At 66.2% G+C, this 17772-nt stretch carries 14 protein-coding genes; 5 read left to right on the top strand and 9 right to left on the bottom strand.

Annotated elements, in window-relative coordinates; translation table 11 throughout:
• Positions 1-4: 4 nt before the first annotated feature.
• The 4 genes from rnr (at position 5) to sugE (ending at position 4110) form a co-directional block, all read left to right on the top strand.
• Positions 5-2593, top strand: coding sequence for a ribonuclease R (gene rnr / locus ACNR9O_RS13700; RefSeq protein ID WP_473687954.1), 2589 nt, complete (start codon positions 5-7; stop codon positions 2591-2593).
• The gene (rlmB, locus tag ACNR9O_RS13695) at positions 2590-3336 is read left to right on the top strand and encodes a 23S rRNA (guanosine(2251)-2'-O)-methyltransferase RlmB (RefSeq protein ID WP_473687956.1); all 747 of its coding nucleotides are present in this window, start codon (positions 2590-2592) and stop codon (positions 3334-3336) included. The genes rnr and rlmB overlap by 4 nt, the downstream gene beginning before the upstream one ends.
• Positions 3333-3614, top strand: coding sequence for a CBU_0592 family membrane protein (locus ACNR9O_RS13690; RefSeq protein WP_473687958.1), 282 nt, complete (start codon positions 3333-3335; stop codon positions 3612-3614). Before rlmB ends, ACNR9O_RS13690 begins: the two co-directional genes overlap by 4 nt.
• A gap of 172 nt (positions 3615-3786) precedes the next feature.
• Entirely contained in the window at positions 3787-4110 is a 324-nt protein-coding gene (gene sugE / locus ACNR9O_RS13685; RefSeq protein WP_473687960.1) for a quaternary ammonium compound efflux SMR transporter SugE, read from the top strand.
• Between the two features lie 73 nt (positions 4111-4183).
• Here sugE and phoU read toward each other — a convergent pair whose 3' ends face one another.
• The 6 genes from phoU to rnt form a co-directional block, all read right to left on the bottom strand.
• A complete protein-coding gene (gene phoU / locus ACNR9O_RS13680) occupies positions 4184-4918 on the bottom strand; it encodes a phosphate signaling complex protein PhoU (protein WP_473687962.1) in 735 nt (244 codons plus the stop codon).
• Between the two features lie 94 nt (positions 4919-5012).
• A complete protein-coding gene (gene pstB / locus ACNR9O_RS13675) occupies positions 5013-5819 on the bottom strand; it encodes a phosphate ABC transporter ATP-binding protein PstB (protein WP_473687964.1) in 807 nt (268 codons plus the stop codon).
• Positions 5812-6684, bottom strand: coding sequence for a phosphate ABC transporter permease PstA (gene pstA / locus ACNR9O_RS13670; RefSeq protein WP_473687966.1), 873 nt, complete (start codon positions 6682-6684; stop codon positions 5812-5814). Before pstA ends, pstB begins: the two co-directional genes overlap by 8 nt.
• Positions 6684-7703, bottom strand: coding sequence for a phosphate ABC transporter permease subunit PstC (gene pstC / locus ACNR9O_RS13665; protein ID WP_473687969.1), 1020 nt, complete (start codon positions 7701-7703; stop codon positions 6684-6686). Before pstC ends, pstA begins: the two co-directional genes overlap by 1 nt.
• A 171-nt stretch (positions 7704-7874) precedes the next feature.
• On the bottom strand, positions 7875-8888 hold the full coding sequence (gene pstS / locus ACNR9O_RS13660) for a phosphate ABC transporter substrate-binding protein PstS (RefSeq protein WP_473700784.1): 1014 nt from the start codon (positions 8886-8888) through the stop codon (positions 7875-7877).
• Positions 8889-9102: 214 nt separating this feature from the next.
• A complete protein-coding gene (rnt, locus tag ACNR9O_RS13655) occupies positions 9103-9771 on the bottom strand; it encodes a ribonuclease T (protein ID WP_473687973.1) in 669 nt (222 codons plus the stop codon).
• 202 nt (positions 9772-9973) lie between these two features.
• Between rnt and ACNR9O_RS13650 the strand changes: the two genes are divergently transcribed.
• Positions 9974-11560: a hypothetical protein gene (locus tag ACNR9O_RS13650; protein ID WP_473687975.1), complete on the top strand. Its 1587-nt coding sequence runs from the start codon at positions 9974-9976 to the stop codon at positions 11558-11560.
• Positions 11561-11743: 183 nt separating this feature from the next.
• On the opposite strand, the gene ACNR9O_RS13645 is transcribed toward ACNR9O_RS13650, so the two are convergent.
• From ACNR9O_RS13645 to ACNR9O_RS13635, 3 genes are read right to left on the bottom strand one after another with little or no spacing between them, the layout of a single operon-like run.
• Positions 11744-13252: an efflux transporter outer membrane subunit gene (locus ACNR9O_RS13645; RefSeq protein WP_473687977.1), complete on the bottom strand. Its 1509-nt coding sequence runs from the start codon at positions 13250-13252 to the stop codon at positions 11744-11746.
• 2 nt (positions 13253-13254) lie between these two features.
• Complete coding sequence (locus ACNR9O_RS13640; protein WP_473687979.1) at positions 13255-14451, bottom strand: efflux RND transporter periplasmic adaptor subunit; 1197 nt, start codon at positions 14449-14451, stop codon at positions 13255-13257.
• Positions 14441-17680, bottom strand: coding sequence for an efflux RND transporter permease subunit (locus tag ACNR9O_RS13635; RefSeq protein WP_473687981.1), 3240 nt, complete (start codon positions 17678-17680; stop codon positions 14441-14443). Before ACNR9O_RS13635 ends, ACNR9O_RS13640 begins: the two co-directional genes overlap by 11 nt.
• Between the last annotated feature and the right edge of the window lie 92 nt (positions 17681-17772).

Here is a 17772-nt window from a genome sequence, read left to right as displayed (position 1 = left end):
ATAAGTGACCAGAAAAAACAAGGACAAGCCGGCCGCCGCCGGCCATAGCAAGACCCGCCGCCCGGCGCCTTCCGCTCCGCCGTCGCCCGCGTCGCGCAAGCGCGGGTCCGTGCTGGACAAGCCGGGCCGGGGCGCTGCCGCGCCATTCGACCCGCATGCCGAGCGCGAAGCGCAGCGCTATGAGCGCCCCATCCCGAGCCGTGAGGTGATCCTCACCCTGCTCACCGAGCGCGGAGAGCTCTTGACCGAGGCGCGCATCGCCGAGGCCCTGAAGCTCCACGACGACTACGAACTGCACGCGCTGCGCAAGCGCCTGGGCGCCATGGTGCGCGATGGGCAGCTGCTGCTCGGCCGCCGCGGCGGCTATGCGCCCAGCAACAAGCTCGATCTCATTCCCGGCCAGGTGCTGGCCAACGCCGAGGGCTACGGCTTCCTGCGTCCGGAGGACGGCAGCGACGACCTGTATCTCTCGCCGCAGCAGATGCGCCAGGTGCTGCACGGCGATCGCGTGCTTGCCAGCGTGGTCGGGCTGGACCGGCGTGGCCGCAAGCAGGGCGCCATCGTCGAAGTACTGCAGCGCCGTTCGCCGCGTCTGGTCGGTCGCGTGGTGACCGAGAACGGCGTGACCATGGTGGCGCCGGACGACCGCCGCCTGCACCAGGACATCCTGATCAAACCCGGCCAGGACCAGGGCGCGCGCAATGGCCAGATCGTCGTGGCCGAGATCACCGATCCGCCCACGCCGCATCGCGGCCCGATGGGTGTGGTGCTGGCCGTGCTGGGCGAGCGGCTGGAGCCTTCGCTGCTGGTGGAGATGGCGATCGCCAGCTACGACCTGCCGCACGAATGGCCCGTGGAAGTCACCCGCGCGGCCGAGGAAGTGGAGCCTCAGGTGACCGCCGCGGAACGCGAGGGCAGGGTGGATCTGCGTTCGCTGCCGCTGGTGACCATCGACGGCGCCGACGCGCGCGACTTCGACGATGCGGTCTACGCCGAGCCCAAGCGCGGCGGCGGCTACCGCCTGGTGGTGGCGATCGCGGACGTGTCGCACTACGTCCGCGTTGGCGGTGCGCTGGACCGCGAGGCTTACGAGCGCAGCACGTCCACCTATTTCCCGGGCTTCGTCGTGCCGATGCTGCCTGAGACGCTCTCCAACGGCATCTGCTCGCTCAATCCGAAGGTCGAGCGCCTGTGCATGGTGTGCGACATGACGGTGAGCGCCGAGGGCGATGTCACCCGGTCGAAGTTCTACAGTGCGGTGATGTACTCGCATGCGCGCTGCACGTACGACCGCGTGTGGCAGGCCATCGGCCTGAAAGATCCGGATGCGCGCCAGGAGCTGGCCGACGTACTGCCGCAGCTGGAGCATCTGCATGAGCTCTACAAGCTGCTGGCCGCGCAGCGCCGGCGCCGTGGCGCGATCGATTTCGAGACGCCGGAGGTGAAGTTCCGCCTCGACAACACCGGCGACGTGGTGGCGATGGGCGCGACCGAGCGCAACGACGCGCACAAGCTGATCGAGGAATGCATGATCGCCGCCAACGTGCAGGCGGCGATGTTCCTGGAGAAGAAGCGCATTCCCGCGCTGTTCCGCGCACACGAGCCGCCGCCGGAAGAGAAATACGAAGACGTGCAGCAGTTCCTGCGCGAGTTCAAGCTGCGCATGCCGCCGCTGGACGAGGTCACGCCCGGCGATTTCGCCGACGTGCTGCGCATGGTCAAGGATCGTCCCGAACGCGAACTGGTGCAGTCCGTGCTGCTGCGTGCGCAGAGCCTGGCGGCGTACCAGCCGGACAATCGCGGCCACTTCGGCCTGGCGCTGGAAGCCTATGCGCATTTCACCTCGCCGATCCGCCGCTATCCGGACCTGCTGGTGCATCGCGCGATCCGCTATGCGCTGGAAAACGGCAAGCCGGCCGATTATGTGTACAGCCCGGCGCAGATGGCCGCGATGGCGGTGCATTGCTCGCAGCGCGAGCGCCGTGCCGAAGAGGCCGAGCGCGACGTGGACGAGCGCTTCAAGTGTGCCTGGATGTCCAAGCACGTCGGCAGCGAGTTCGACGGCACGGTCACCGGCGTCACCTCGTTCGGCTTGTTCGTGGAGCTGACCGAGTCGAAGGTCTCGGGCCTGGTGCACATCAGCCAGCTGTCCAACGACTATTACCATTTCGATCCGATCCGCCATCTGCTGAAGGGTGAGCGCACCGGCACGCAATTCCGCCTGGGCGATCGTGTGCGCGTGCAGGTGCTGCGCGCCAGCCTCGAAGACCGCAAGATCGATTTCCGCCTGATAAAGCGGGGCGAAGAGGCGGCAGCGCCGCCACGCACGGGGCGTGCCTATGATTACGCGCAGGCCGGCGAGCGCTACTCGCTCCCCAAGCTCCCCGCCGGGCCGACGCGCGCGCAGGGGCGCAATCCGGCGCCGACACGCGATAATGCGCGCGATGCGGCGCCCCCCTCCCGCAAGGGCGGTGGCGTCAAGGCGAAAACGGCCGGCGGCACCAAGCCTTCGAAGGGCCAGCGTGCTGCACCAGGCAAGTCCGGGCATCCGTCCGGCAAGCCCCGGTCTGACAAGAACAAAGGCAGGCGATGAGCGAGAGTTGGATCGTCGGGATCAACCCGGTCGAAGGCGCGTTGAGCAACGACGCCGAACGCGTGCGTGAAGTGCTGGTCGAGAACGGCCAGCGCAATGCGCGCGTGCATGAACTGGCGGAGCGCGCCAAGGCGCTGCGCATTCCGGTGCACCATCGTCCGCGCGAGCAGCTGGACAAGGTCGCTGGCGAAGCACGCCACCAGGGCGTGGCGGCGCGCTATGAAGCGCCGCCGATGGCACACGAGAACGACCTGCCCGATCTGCTGGCGCAGGCCGGACCGGAAGCGCTGGTGCTGGTGCTCGATGGCGTCACCGATCCGCACAATCTCGGGGCCTGCCTGCGCAGCGCCGCGGCGGCCAAGGTCACCGCGGTGATCGTGCCGAAGGACCGTGCCGTCGGCCTCACGCCGGTAGTGCGGCGTGCGTCAGCCGGCGGCGCCGATCGCGTGCCGCTGGTGGCGGCCACCAACCTGGCGCGCGCGTTGCGCACGCTCAAGGATGCCGGCGTGTGGATCACCGGCCTGGCCGGCGAGACCGATACGTCGATCTACGACATCGATCTGAAAGGGCCGGTGGCTCTGGTGCTCGGCAGCGAAGGCGAGGGCATGCGCCGCCTCACGCGCGAGACCTGCGATTTCCTCGCCAGGATCCCCATGCCCGGCGCGATGGAGAGCCTCAACGTCTCCGTCGCCACCGGCGTGGTCTTGTTCGAGGCCCTGCGTCAAAGGAGTGCGAAGCGATGAATATCCTGTGGCACGACTGGGCCGGCTACATCGGCGTGGCGCTGGTGCTGCTGGCCTTCCTGCTGTTGCAGGCGCGCAAGCTGCACGGCAACGGGCTGGTATTCCAGCTGATGAATGTGCTCGGCGCAGTCGGCGTGATGTTGTCGCTGCTGTTCGGCGCCTTCAACGCCTCTGCCTTCTTCATGCAGGTGGCGTGGCTGCTGATCGGCATCTACGGCATCTTCAACAGCGCCCGCGTGCGGCGCGAGCTGAAGGACGTGGAACGCCGCATCACCTGAATATCGGGTCAGGCGCCGCAGGCGCCTCTTGGTAGAATAGACGGCTCCGGCATAGCGGCCGGCTTGCGGGGACGGCCTCGCTCGTATCCTCTTCCGCAGGGACGACCCTGCCGTTGCGTCGGAGCTGTCCGCACGCGCAAGGCGTGCGCCGGGGGCTCCCGAGGAGTCTGTCATGCCCTGGATCTATCTCCTGCTCGCCGGCCTGTTCGAGATCGGCTGGGCCATCGGCCTGAAATACACCGAAGGCTTTTCCCGCCTGTGGCCCACCGTGGGCACAGTGGCAGCGATGACTGCCAGCATCATCTTGCTCGCGCTGGCGGTGAAGACCCTGCCGATCGGCACCGCGTACGCGGTATGGACCGGCATCGGCGCCGTCGGCGCCGTCATTCTGGGCATCGTGCTGTTCGGCGATCCGGCTACGCCGGCGCGTCTGCTGTGCGTGGCACTGATCTTCGCCGGCATCATCGGGTTGAAGCTCACCGGCGGCGCGCATTGATGTCCGCACGTCCCGGTCCATGAAAAAAGCCCGCCGATTGGCGGGCTTTTTTATTTCGCGGCGAAGCGGGCGTTTACTCGGGGCGATCGCCGAGCTTGGTCATTTCCGGGCTGGAGGTGAAATCGCGCTTGCTGCGCTGCGTGTTCAGCGGCTCGCCGTGCACCTGGAACCAGATGTTCTCGGCGATGTTGGTGGCGTGGTCGCCGATGCGCTCGATGTTCTTGGCCATGAACAGCAGATGCGTGCACGGCGTGATGTTGCGCGGGTCTTCCATCATGTAGGTCAGCAGCTGGCGGAAGTAGCCGGTGTAAGCCTCGTCCAGCAGGGCGTCGTCCTTCCACACCTGGTAGGCACGCTCGGCGTCGCGGTCGCGATAGGCCATCAGCACTTCGCGCACTTCGCCGGCTGCCAGCTCGGCGAGATAGCCCAGGCCGTTGGTCGGCGCGATCGGCGCGACCATCGACAGCGGAATGGAGCGCTTGGCCACGTTGGCGGCGTAGTCGCCGATGCGTTCGATGTCGGCGGCGATGCGCAGCGCGGCGAACACGTTGCGCAGGTCGCCGGCGATCGGCGCGCGCAGCGCCAGCAGGCGCACGACGTCATGGCTGATTTCCTGTTCGAGCTGATCGATGGCGTCGTCGTTGGCGACCACGCGCTGGGCTGCGCGCTCGTCGCGCCGCTCGACCACGTCGATGGCCGATTCGAGCTGCGTCACGGCCAGTTCGCCCATGCGCACGATTTCGCCGGTGAGACGGGCGAGCTCGTCGTCGTAGCTCTTGATGATGTGTTCCTTGCTGCTGCCGCTCATGGTTTGGTCTCGTTTGAGTCGGGTAGGGCAGGTTTTGGCCAGCACCGGCTCCTCACCCCAGCCCTCTCCCCGAAGAGAGAGGGGGCAAAAGTACTTAGCCGAAGCGACCCGTGATGTAGTCTTCGGTCTGCTTCTTGCCCGGCTTGGTGAAGATCTGCTCGGTGCGGTCGAACTCGATCAGCTCGCCCAGGTACATGAAGGCGGTGAGGTCCGAACAGCGGGCCGCCTGCTGCATGTTGTGGGTGACGATGACGATGGTGTACTCGCTCTTGAGTTCTTCCACCAGCTGTTCGATGCGGCCGGTGGCGATCGGGTCGAGCGCGGAGGTGGGCTCGTCCAGCAGCAGCACTTCGGGCTTGAGCGCGATGCCGCGGGCAATGCAAAGGCGCTGCTGCTGGCCGCCGGAGAGGCCCAGGGCGTTCTGCTTGAGCTTGTCCTTCACCTCATCCCACAGCGCAGCGCTGCGCAGCGCCTGCTCCACGCGGATGTCCATGTCGGCGCGCGACAGGCGCTCGTGGTGGCGGATGCCGTAGGCCACGTTCTCGAAGATGGTCATCGGGAACGGCACCGGCTTCTGAAACACCATGCCGACCTTGCTGCGCAGCTTGTTCATCGAATAGCGCGAGTCGAGCACGTTCTCGCCGTCCAGCAGGATCTCGCCCTTGGCCTCCAGCTTCGGGTAGATCGCGTAGATGCGGTTGAAGATGCGCAGGAGCGTGGACTTGCCGCAACCGGAGGGACCGATGATCGCGGTGACCTTCTTCTCCGGAATGTCCATGTTGATGCCTTTCAGCGCATGGTATCCGTTGTAGTAGAAGTTCAGGTCGCGCACGCGCAGCTTGGTCGGCGCCAGCGCTGCTGCGGGCTGCGGATGGATGCCGGCGACGGCGGACTCAGTCATGGGACACCTTGTTGCGGGAGAGGATCAGGCGGGAGAGCAGGCTCAGCGCGAGCACGAACATGGTGATCACGAAGGCGCCGGCCCAGGCGATGGCGTTGATCGCCGGGTCCGGGTCCTTGGTGTATTCGTAGATCGCCTGGGGAAGGCTCGGCATCTTGTCCATCGGGTTGAAGGTCAGGAAGTTGTTGCCGAACGCGGTGAATAGCAGCGGTGCGGTCTCGCCGCTGATGCGCGCCAGCGCCAACAGCACGCCGGTGATGATGCCCGAGCGCGAGGCGCGCATCAGGATCTGCAGGGTGAGCTTCCACTGTGGGATACCCAGTGACAGTGCCGCTTCGCGCAGAGTCGAGGGCACCAGGCGCAGCATTTCGTCGGTGGTGCGCACGATCACCGGCAGGGCGATCAGCGCCAGCGCCACGCCGCCGGCCAGACCGGAGAACGTGATGTTGCCGTTGGTGAGGGCGGTGGTCGGCAGCACCACGATGGTGTAGACGAACAGGCCCAGCACGATCGACGGCGCCGACAGCAGGATGTCGTTGAGGAAGCGGATCGACTCGCCCAGCTTGGTGCGATTGGCGTACTCGGCCAGCCAGGTGCCCGCCAGCACGCCGATCGGCGTGGCGATGGCGATGCCCAGCAGATCCAGGATCAGGCTGCCCACCATGGCATTGGCCAGGCCGCCGTTCTCGCGGTACACCGAGATCTTGCTGAAGAGGTTCCAGTTCATCGCGCCGATGCCCTGGCGCAGCGTCTCCCACAGGATCCAGGCCAGGAAGACCAGGCCGATCAGAGTGGCGAAGGAACTCATGCCCAGCGCCACGACATTCGTGATGCGCCGGCGCAGATAGAGCGAGGAGGACTTCATCAGCGGCCCTCCTTGTGGGCGAGTCGGCGCAGCATCAGGCGAGCGATCATCAGCACGATGAAGGTAACCACGAACAGCAGGAAGGCGAGCGCCATCAGCGAGGACTTCTGCAGGCCGGCGGCCTCGCCGAACTGGTTGGCGATGGTCGAAGCGATGGATGCACCCGGATCGAGCAGCGAGGGCGAGAGCTTCATCTTGTTGCCGATGATGAAGGTCACCGCCATGGTCTCGCCCAGCGCACGGCCCAGTCCCAGGAAGATGCCGCCGATCACCGCCGAGCGGGTGTAGGGCAGCACGATGTCCCATGCCACTTCCCAGGTGCTGGAGCCCAGCGCATAGGCCGACTCCTTCAGGCGCGTGGGCACGGTCTGGAACACTTCGCGCATCACTGAGGAAATGAACGGGATGATCATGATCGCCAGCACGATGCCCGCGGTCAGCACGCTGCCGCCGAACGGGTTGTCGTTGCCGAACATGCGACCGATGAAGGGAATGTGCTGGGCGACCCACGACACCTTGCCGTCGTCCGGCTGGTTGCCCAGGTAGCTGGTCAGCCACGGCTTGACGTGGTCGGCGAAGAAGGGCGCGAACACGAACAGGCCCCACATGCCGTAGATGATCGAGGGAATGCCGGCCAGCAGCTCGATCGCCGAGGCAACCGGCGTGCGCAGCCACGGCGGCGCGACTTCGGAGAGGTACAGTGCGATGCCGAAACTCACCGGCACGGCGATGAGCAGGGCGATGAAAGAAGTGATCAGCGTGCCGAACACCGGCACGAGCGCGCCATAGACGTCGTCGCTGGGGTTCCATTCGCTGCTGGTGAGAAAGTGCAGGCCGAAGGTGGAGAACGCTTCGCGTCCGCCCCACAGCGTAGCGCCCGCGGCGCCGAGCAGGCTGGCCAGGACGAGCAGGGCGCAACCCTTGAGGATCCAGCCGAACAGGCGGTCGTCCCGCGCGTCGCGATGGGCCCGGACTTCCTGGGTGGAGAGGGGCGCTACCGCGGCCTCGTTCGCTTGCATGGTTTCGCTTTCCTAGGCAACGCCGGCCGGCTGGACCGCCCGATCGATGGAATCCGCGCCGCGTCGGCGCTTTTCAGCAACAGGCCGCCCCATCCTGCGAGGGGGCGGCCTGGTCGTGCATCCGGCTTCCGTGCCGGTGGCGGCGGGTTGCGTGGAGGCCCGCCACAACGATTAGTGCTTGAACTCGCTGCCCCAGTAGGCTTCGATCTTCTTCACGAGGGTGTCCGGCAGGGCCACGTAGTCGAGCGAGGCGGCATCCTTCTGGCCGTTCTCCAGCGACCACTTGAAGAAGTCGAAGGCGACCTTGGTGTGCTCGGCGTTCTTCGCCTTCTTGTACATCACCACCCAGGTGGTGGCGGTGATCGGCCACGCCTGCGCGCCCGGGGCGTTGGTCATGATGACGTTGAAGTCCTTGGCGCTGGTCCAGTCAGCAGTGCCGGCGGCGGCGGCGAAGCTCTCCGCGGTCGGCGTGACGAACTGGCCGGCGGCGTTCTTCATGTCCACCCAGGCGATGGTGTTCTTCTTCGCGTAGGCGTACTCGACGTAGCCGATCGAGCCCTGGATCTGCTTGACGTACTGCGACACGCCCTCGTTGCCCTTGCCGCCCACACCGGTCGGCCACTCGACGGCGGTGCCGAACTTCACCTTGTCCGCCCACTCCTTGCTGACCTTGGAGAGGTAGTTGGTGAAGTTGAAGGAGGTGCCCGAACCGTCGGAGCGGTGCACGACCGTGATCTTCTTGGCCGGCAGGGTCAGGCCCGCGTTCAGCGCGGCGATCTTGGGGTCGTTCCAGTTGGTGATCTTGCCCAGGAAGATGTCGGCGAGGGTTTCGCCGTCGAGCTTGACCTGGTCGGCCTTGACGCCCGGGATATTCACCACCGGCACGATGCCGCCGACTACGACCGGGAACTGGCCCAGGCCGAACTTCTCAAGGTCTTCGGCCTTCAGCGGCGCGTCGGTCGCACCGAAGTCGATGGTGCCTTCCTTGATCTGCGCCACGCCGGCGCCCGAACCCACCGACTGGTAGTTGAGCTTGTTGCCGGTCTTCTCGGCATAAGCGGCGGACCACTTCGAGAGCACCGGATAGACGAAGCTCGAGCCGGCGCCGGTGATGTCCGTCGCGTGGGCCGACATGCCGAACGCCGACGCGGCGGCGAACACGGCAGTCGTGCCGATGCGGGACAGATACTTGGATGAGGTCAACACGGTTGCTCCTTAGCGAATAAGGGTCACGGGGGATTCCCGCCCGACCGCTATTTCATGCGCGCCGTGTTGCAATGAAATGAGCTGAATGTTTCAGCGATATGACAACCTGTCATATTCGATGCGGGAAAGCCCTGGCAATCCCGCGCGGGGAACCGGCAAGCCACTGTTCCGGCTCCGGTTCCGGACTCCTTAGTTAAAGCACATCCAGCCCGATGTGCTCCCGCTCGAACATCTCCAGCCGCCGCCACCGGTTGACGATGGCGCAGAACAGTTCCGCCGTGCGCTCGGCATCGTAGATGGCCGAATGCGCCTCGCGCGTGTCGAACGGGAAGCCCGCCGCCTGCACCGACTTGCTCAGGACGGTCTGTCCATAGGCCAGGCCGCCCAGGGTGGCGGTGTCGAAGCAGCTGAAAGGGTGGAAGGGGTTGCGCTTGTGGCCGACGCGGCGCACGGCGGCATTGAGGAAGCCCAGATCGAAGGCCGCGTTGTGACCGACCAGGATGGCACGCTGGCAGTCCGCGTCGCGCATGCGCTCGCGCACTTCCTTGAAGACGTGATCCAGGGCGGTGCGCTCATGCAGTGCGCCGCGCAGCGGGTTGTCCGGATCGATGCCGGTGATTTCCAGCGCGCGCGGGTCGATGTTGGCGCCGGGGAACGGGTCCACGTGGGCCGAGACCGCCGGGCGCGGGCGCAGGTAGCCCTCGGCGTCCATGTCCACGATGACGGCGGCGATTTCCAGCAGCGCGTCGCGCTCGGCGTCGAAGCCTCCTGTCTCCACGTCCACGATCACCGGCAGGAAGCCGCGGAAGCGGTCGGCCATGCGGCTGGCCATGCTGTTGCTGAAGATTTCCGTCTTATCCATCGACAGAGCATATCAGCCGGCCCCGGCCAGCCGTGAGCGGACCGGAGCGCTTTGTTGCAAGGAAGTGCACCGGTGTCTTGGATTTGTCATCTAAACAGCACGGAATCGTAAAAGACCGAACGCATCCTGCCCGCCATCCTGTTGGCCGGCCGATCGAGAGGGGGCGGTCCAGGCAATGTCTACCAACATGCGGAGAACATCCATGCGTTCCAAGTTGCTCGCGGTGGCGATTGCCGCCGGTTTGGGCGTTGTCAGCCTCCATGTGGCTGCCGAACCGGCCCAGACGAAGAAGGCCAGGACCACCCAGGATTCCCAGGCTTCCAAGAATGCCGAGATCGAGGCGCTGAAGGCGCAGCTGCAGGCGCTTCAGGCCAAGGTGGCCGAGCTGGAGCAGCGTACGGACGCGCAGTCGGACATCAACGTCAGCACCGGCCAGAACATCGAGGCCGTGCAGAAGGCCCAGGCCTCCACCGAGGCCCAGGTCAAGAAGTCCAGCGACAAGCTCGCCTACAAGGGCGTGAACATCACGCTGGGCGGCTTCCTTGCCGCCGAGTCGATCTATCGCTCGCGCAACCAGGGCGCGGACATCGCGTCGAACTGGAACGGCATCCCGTACCGCAACGTGCCGACCGCGCACACCAGCGAATTCCGCTACACCGCCCGCCAGAGCCGCGTGTCACTGCTCGCTCAGGGCGACGTGAACGAGAACACCCATGTGGCCGGCTATATCGAAGCCGACTTCCTGGGTGGCGCGCAGACCGCGAACCAGAACGAGAGCAACTCGTTCAACCCGCGCGAGCGCAACATGTACATGACGGTGGACTGGGACAACCAGGGCCTGCACCTGCTGGCCGGCCAGAACTGGTCGCTGCTGACGCTCAACAGCAAGGGCATCACCCCGCGCGCCGAGCTGACCCCGCCGCAGATCGACGCCCAGTACCTGCCGGGCTTCACCTGGGCTCGCCAGACCCAGTTGCGCCTGGTCAAGGATTTCAACAAGACCTGGTGGGTGGGCGTCTCGCTGGAAAACCCGCAGACCACGTTCTACAACAGCCCCAACGCCAGCAAGGCGCCAGTGCAGTCGACGTACAACATCGCCGCCGGTTCGGGCTACGACTCGGTCAACTCGCTGTCGCTCAACCATATCCCTGATGTGGTGGTGAAGGTCGCCGCCGATCCGGGCTACGGCCACTACGAGCTGTTCGGCGTGGGGCGCGCGTTCTACAACCGCTACCTCGGTTCCAACCATGACGTGTACGGCGGCGGCTTCGGCGTCGGCATGATCCTGCCGCTGGTGCCGAAGATGCTGGAATTCCAGTTCTCCGGCATGACCGGTCGCGGCATCGGCCGCTACGGCAGCGCCCAGCTGCCCGACGTGACCTTCAAGCCCACCGGCGAGCTGGCTCCGATCAAGGAGACCATGCTGCTGGCCGGCCTGACTTACCACCCGACCGCCGACCTGGACATCTACGCCTTCGGCGGCAGCGAGAAGCAGAAGAAGCAGGCCTACAACTACAACGGCACGCCGTTCGGCTACGGCAACCCGCTGTACAACAACAGCGGTTGCGACGTCGAAGGCGCCGCCGCCGCCACCTGTGTGGGCAACACCCGCCAGATCTGGCAGGGCACGCTGGGCTTCTGGTGGAAGTTCTACCAGGGCAAGTTCGGCAAGGCCCAGTTCGGCGCTCAGTACTCGCACACCGAGCGCAAGGCGTTCGAGGGCGTGGGTGGCGCGCCGACGGGCAAGGAAGACATGGTCTTCACCAGCTTCCGCTACTACCCGTTCTAAGAACGGCGGGAACGATTATCGGAAGGGAGTTCGACCCAGGGATGGAGAGACGGCGGGCCTGGCCCGCCGTTTCGTTTTTTTGCGGAGCCGGAAAAGGAGGCGACGCTTCGCGGAAACACCGTGCAAAACGAAACGGCGGGCCGGGGCCCGCCGTTCCCGTTCCGCTTCTCGTGCGCACATGACCTAGCGTGCGGAAGGTATTCCCGCTGGGTGCGCCATGGCGGTGGCGCCCTGGTCGGACATGTCGCCATCCCAGCCACCGCCGAGCGCGCGGATCAGATCCACGCTGGCTTGCAGGCGCCGGGTGCGTACTTGCTGGGCGCTGCGTTCGGCCTGCAGCGCGGCGGTCTGCGCGCTGACTACGTCCAGATAGTTCACCGCGCCTTCGCGGTAGCGGTTGGTGGCAATCGTTTCGGACTCGCGCGCCGCCTGCGCGGCGTCGTCCTGCTGATGGGCTTCGTTGCCCAGCTGCTGCAGCAGCGAGAGGTTGTCCTCGACCTGCTGGAAAGCGTCCAGCACCGTCTGCCGGTACTGCCCTGAGCTGGCGTCCAGATTGGCCCATGCGGCTTTGACCCGCGCGCGGCGCAACCCGCCGTCGAACACGCTCATGGCCAGCGAGGGGCCGAGGGCCCACAGCCGGTTGCCGGCCGTAAGCAGCGCACCGGCGCCGGTGTTCTGCCAGCCATACATGCCGGTCAGGCTCAGCTCCGGAAAATAGGCGGCCCGCGCCACACCGATGGCGGCGTTGGCGGCATACATCCGGCGCTCGGCGGCGGCGATATCCGGGCGACGCTGCAACAAAGTGGACGGCACGCCCAGCGGGATCGCGGGCACATCCAATGCGCCCTGCGCCGGAGCCAGCGAGAAGCCCGAGGCGGGCACGCCCGCCAGGGTGGCGATGGCATGCTCGGCCAGTGCACGTTGCGCGGTCAGCTCCGAGACCTGCGCCATGGCATCGGACAGCTGGACTTTGGCGCGGCTCACGTCCAGTCCGGACGCTACGCCGCCCTGGAAACGGCGTTCGGTGAGGGCGAGGCCTTGTCGATAGGCTTCCAGCGTGTCGTTGAGAATGCGCGCCTGCACGTCGTAGCCGCGCAGCCGGATGTACAGGTCGGCCATGCGCGCTTCCAGGCTGAGGCGGGCGGAAGCGAGATCCGCTGCGGCGGCCGCTTCATCGGCTTTGCCGATCGCGACCTCGTTGCGCACGCGTCCCCACAGGTCAAGTTCGTAGCTCGCGCCGAATCCGACGGTATCGGCGGAGTATTCGTCAGGCTGGTTGTTGCCGCGCAACGGACGGTTGTCGGATTGGCGGTTGCGTGTCGCGCTTCCGGCCAGACCCAGTTGCGGAAACAGTCCCGAGCGCAGTTGCTGTTCGAACGCCGTGGCGGCGTCGTAGCGGGCCAGCGCCACGGCGAGCGTCGGATTGGCGCTGTCGAGCTGGTGCTCGAGTTCATCGAGCTTCGCGCTGCGATAGACCGACCACCATGGGCCGCGTGGCGCATCGTCCACGGGATGCGCGGGCGCCCACATACCTTCTCGGGTCTGTCCTGCGAAGGCCGCGGGCAGCGGGCCGACGTCGGGCTTCCGGTAGGCCGGCGCGAGCGAGCAGGCCGGCAGCAGCGCGATCGCGGCCAACGGCATCAGGGCGCGCAGCGCGCGCGGGAAGTGGCGCAGACGGAGTGGCGTGGCCATGCTCATTTCGCCTTGGCGATGTTCGCCGCCGTTTCCGTCGCAGGCGCGGGCGCCGCGACGCGGACGGGATCGCCGGCAGCGAGCGAGTCGGAGGGATGATCGATGATGCGGTCGCCCGGACGCAGGCCCTGGTCGATCTGCAGGTGGTCGCCAAGGTCGCGCGCGATATGCACCTTGCGCAGTTCAGCCTTGCCGTTCGTGCCGACCACCGCGATCTGCGGTCCGGCGGCGCGGAAGATCAGCACCGTCGCGGGCACGGTCATGACATGTCCATCGGAAGGCATCGGCACGCTCACTTCGGCGAACGAGCCGGGCATCAGTTCGCCCTTGGGGTTGTCCACTTCGAACTGCGCCAGCAACGTGCCAGAGGCCTGGTTGACCGCACCGGAGCTGCCGATCAGATGGCCGGTGAAGGTCTCTCCCGGATGGTCCAGCACGTCGAGTTTCACCGTCATGCCCGGTTTTACCGAGGAAGCGTAGCCCTGCGGAATCTCGACATAGAGGCGCATTCGGCTGGTGTCCGCCACGGTGAACAGCGCCGGGCTGTTGTCGTTGTTCGCGTTGATCAGGTCGCCGATGTCGGTGTGGCGTGCGGTGACAGTGCCGTCGAAGGGCGAGGTGATGTGCTTGAACGCTTCCAGGGCCGCGATGCGGTCCATGTCCGCTTGCGCGGCGAGCACGTTGGCGCGTGCGGTCTCGGCCTCGCCGGCCTTCTCGTCGGCCTCCTGCTTGGACACGGAGTTCGACGCCAGCAGGTTGCGCCAGCGCTGGTCGGTCAGTTCGGCCAGCCTGGCATTCGCCCTGGCGCGCACGAGGTTCGCCTTGGCCTGTTCGAACTGCTGGTCGAGCTCGGGCGTGTCGATCTGGGCGAGCGCTTCGCCGGCCTTCACCTGGCTACCGATGTCGTGGCTCCAGGTCTTCAGGTAGCCGCCGACGCGTGCGTGGATCGTCGTGCTGATCCAGGCGTCCAGATGGCCGGGCAGCGTCATCGCCTGCGCGTCGTCGCCCGCGATGGGATCGATCACCTGCACGCTGGGCGTCACCTGCGCATCGGTCCATTTGACCACCTTGTGGTAGTCGTAGGCGCGTACCGAGATGCCGGCGATGGTGGCCAGCACGGCGGCTACCAGGCCGACGCGGATCGCGCGACGGAGATCAGGTGGCCGCCTCGACGCGGCCGCGACGTTGTCATGCGACATGGGCGGGTTCTCCAAGCAAGGTTTCGGGGGCCGGCGCGGTCTGCTCGCGGCCGTGCACGAAGGTGAACACCACGGGGACAAACAGCAACGTGGCGACGGTGGCGAACAGCAGGCCGCCGATCACGGCACGGCCCAGCGGTGAGTTCTGTTCCTGGCTGAGTGCCATCGGCAGCATGCCGATGATCATCGCCAGCGCGGTCATGCAGACCGGACGGAAGCGCGTGAAGCCCGCCTCCATCGCGGCGCGGAAAGCGTCGCCATGCTCGGCCAGGCGTTCGCGGCAGAAGCTCACCACCAGGATCGAGTTGGCGGTAGCCACGCCCATGCACATGATGGCTCCGGTCAGCGCGGGCACCGACAGCGAGGTGTGGGTAAGGAACAGCATCCACACGATGCCGGCCAGCGCGGCGGGCAGGGCGGTGATGATCACGAAGGGGTCCAGCCAGGACTGGAAGTTCACCACGATCAACAGGTAGATCAGCACGATCGCGCCGACCAGGCCGAACAGCAGGCCGCCGAACGCCTCGTTCATCGTGCCCACCTGGCCATGCAGGCTGACAAGCGTGCCTTTCGGACGTTGCGCGGCGTAGCGGTCCAGCACCTTTTGCACGTCGCCCGCGACCGCGCCCAGATCGCGATCCTGCACCGAAGCGTAGATGTCGTACGCGGGCATGATGTTGTAGTGCGAGACCACGGCGGCGCTGGGTTCGCGCGAGAAACTGGCGATGCCGCCTAGGATCTGGTTGGAGCCGTTGCCGGACGAGGTGACTGGCAAGCTGGCCAGGTCGGCCATCGAATCCATGCGGTATTGCGGCGTGGCTGCGACGATCGCGTAGGACACGCCGTTCTTCGGATTGAGCCAGAACGCCGGCGCTACCTGCGAGCTGCCGGCGAGCGAGGCGACCATGCTGTTGGTCACGTCGCGCTCGGTGATGCCAAGCTCGTTCGCGCGGGTGCGATTCACGCGCACGTTGAACTGCGGATAGCTGGAGCTCTGCTGGATGCGCACGTCGGCGATGCCGGGCACTTCGCGCAGGCTCTTCATGATCTGCATGGCGTAGGTTTCGTTGGCTTCGCGATCGCGGCCGGTGATGGCGATGTCCAGCGGCGCCGGCGCGCCGAAGTTGAGGATCTGGCTGCTCATGTCCGCCGGCAGGAACGCGAACTGCGTGCCCGGGAACTCGCGTGGCAGGCGCTCGCGCAGCTTGCGCACGAAATTGGCGCTGGGATCGTGGCCGTCCTTGAGCACGACCTGGATGTCGCCGTCCTGCGGGCCGATGGTGCCGCTGCTGTTATAGACCAGGTTCACGCCGCTCAAGGGCAGGCCGATGTTGTCGATCACGGTTTCCAGCTGGTCGGCCGGAACCACCTGGCGGATCGTCGCTTCAATACGGTCGAACTCGGCCGCCGTTTCCTCCACGCGTGTGCCCATCGGCGCGCGCACGTGCAACGCGATCGAGCCGGCGTCGACGTCGGGGAAGAAATCGCGGCCAAGGAATGGCGCCAGCGCGAACGAGGCGAGCACGAACGCCAGGAAACCCAGCGCGAAACGCCGCCGGTTCGCGATGGCCATCGCAAGGGTGGCGTAGTAGGCGTCGCGGATGATCGAGAAGCGGTGTTCGAAGTTCTGCTGAAAGCGCACCAGCGCGGCCACCACCGCGTTGCGGCGTCGCGGCGGATGCTGGTCGCCCTCGTGATGATTGATGTAGGGATCTTCCGGATGATCGCCCGTACCCTTCTCGGTGACGTGCGGCTTGAGCAGGTACATCGCCAGGGTGGGCACCAGCGTGCGCGAGAGCACGAAGGACGAGGCCATGGCGAAGATCACCGCCAGCGCCATCGGCCGGAACAGGAAGCCGGCGATGCCGTCGAGCAGGAACATCGGCACGAACACAATGCAGATGCACAGCAGCGAGACGAAGGCGGGGCCGACGATCTGCCTGGCACCATCCATGATGGCCGTGCGTACGTCCTTGCCTTGCTCCAGATGCCAGTTGACGTTCTCGATCGTCACGGTGGCATCGTCCACCAGAATGCCCACCGCCAGCGCGAGGCCACCGAGCGTCATCACGTTGAGGGTTTGCCCGAACACGGCCAGCAAGGTGATCGCGGCGAGAATCGCCAGCGGGATGGACACCGCAATGATCACGGTAGAACGCCAGCTGCCGAGGAAGATCAGGATCATTACCGAAGTCAGCAGCGCGGCGATGATGCCTTCGCGCGCCACCGAACTGATGGCTGCCTTGACGAACAGCGACTGGTCCGCCAGCTGCGACACCTTCAGCGACGGCGGCAGGGTTTCGGCGATCAGCGGCATCAGCTTCTTGATGCCGGCGACCACGGCGAGGGTGGAGGCGTTGCCGTTCTTCAAAGCGGGCATCAGCACGGCGCGTTTGCCGTCTACGCGCACGACGTTGTTCTGCGGTGGTGCGCCGTCGCGCACGTGCGCCACGTCACCGATGGTGATGGTGGCGCCGTGCACGGTCTTCACCGGAAGCTGATTGAGTTCCTCGATCGCGGTGGGGCTGTTGTTGAGCTGGATGTGGTACTCGTACGTGCCGATCTTTGCCGTGCCCACCGGGATGATCTGGTTCTGCGCGGCCAGCGCATTGCCTACGTCCTGGGCAGACAGGCCTTTCGCCGCCAGCGCCTGCGGGTCGAGATCCAGCGTGACCTGGCGCTGCTTGCCACCGTACGGCGTAGGGATCGCCACGCCCGGCACAGAGATCAGCGTCGGGCGCATGAAGTTCTGCGCGATGTCGCGGATCTTCGCTTCCGACAGGTCCTTGCTGGAAAGGGCCATCTGCAGCACGGGCACGGTCGAGGCGTTGTAGTTGAGGATCAGTGGCGGCGTGATGCCCGGCGGCATTTGCTTGACCACCGTCTGCGAGATCGAAGTGACCTGAGCGGTGGCGGTGCGGATGTCCACGCCGGGCTGGAAGAAGATCTTCACGATGCCGACGCCCGGCAGCGATTGCGACTCCATGTGCTCGATGTCGTTGACAGACGTGGTGAGCTGGCGTTCGTAGTAATAGATCACGCGGCCGGACATCTGGTCGGGCGGCAGGCCGTTGTAGGTCCACACCACGCTGATGACCGGAATACCGATGTTCGGGAAGATGTCCGTGGGCGTACGGAACGCCGCGAGCGGACCGGCGATGAGGATCACCAGGGCGAGCACGATGAACGTGAGCGGGCGCGAGAGGGCGATGCGGACGAGGCCAATCATGGGAGCTTCCGGTAACGCGCGGCGCACGGGCGCCGCGACGGGGCGGCGCGGCCGCCCGTCAGGCTGGGGATGTCGCTTGGCGTGCCGCTAGG

The sequence above is a fragment of the Dyella sp. CR10 genome (assembly GCF_055814425.1).
The sequence above is the reverse complement of the archived record's forward strand: the minus strand, read 5'-3'. Positions and strand labels throughout refer to the sequence as shown.